The following is a 515-nucleotide window of genomic DNA, read 5'->3' as shown; positions in this document are numbered from 1 at the left end:
CTGCGCGGCCAGCGCATCGAGCTGGGGGAAATCGACTCAGCGCTGCTGAACCTACCGGCCATCACCGGCGCCTGCACCCTGGTCATCGACAACCGCTTGGTAGCGTTCTACAGCAGTAGCACCGCGCAGTCGGATCTCGACACCCAGCTCGCGGCCGAACTGCCGGCGTACATGGTGCCGGCAGTGTGGGTGCAAATCCCGGCCCTGCCCCTGAGCACCAACGGCAAGATCGACCGCAAGGCCCTGGCTGCCCTGCCCCTGCCAAGCACCCAGAAAGACTACGCGGCACCGCGCAACGAGCTGGAACGCCTGCTCTGCCAGTTGTTCGGCGAACTGCTCGGCGACACCTTGACCGGCGGCCGTGAAGTCGGCACCTCGGACAGTTTCTTTGCCCTGGGTGGTGACTCGATCCTCGGCCTGAAACTGATCTCGCGCCTGCGTGAACAGGGCTATTCGCTCACGCCACGGGACCTGTTCCGCTCGCCGACCCCGGCGGCGCTGGCCCACGTGACCAC

General features: G+C 66.4%; 1 protein-coding gene. It reads left to right on the top strand.

All coding sequences use genetic code 11. The features are described 5' to 3' along the window. Positions 1–515 (top strand): phosphopantetheine-binding protein (locus GSM73_RS28025; RefSeq protein WP_256677100.1); only part of this gene is annotated, 515 nt, incomplete at both ends.

The organism is Pseudomonas sp. PICF6, from assembly GCF_009831705.1.
Classification (GTDB): Bacteria; Pseudomonadota; Gammaproteobacteria; order Pseudomonadales; family Pseudomonadaceae; genus Aquipseudomonas; species Aquipseudomonas rhizophila.
This window is presented reverse-complemented; position numbering and strand designations above follow the sequence as displayed.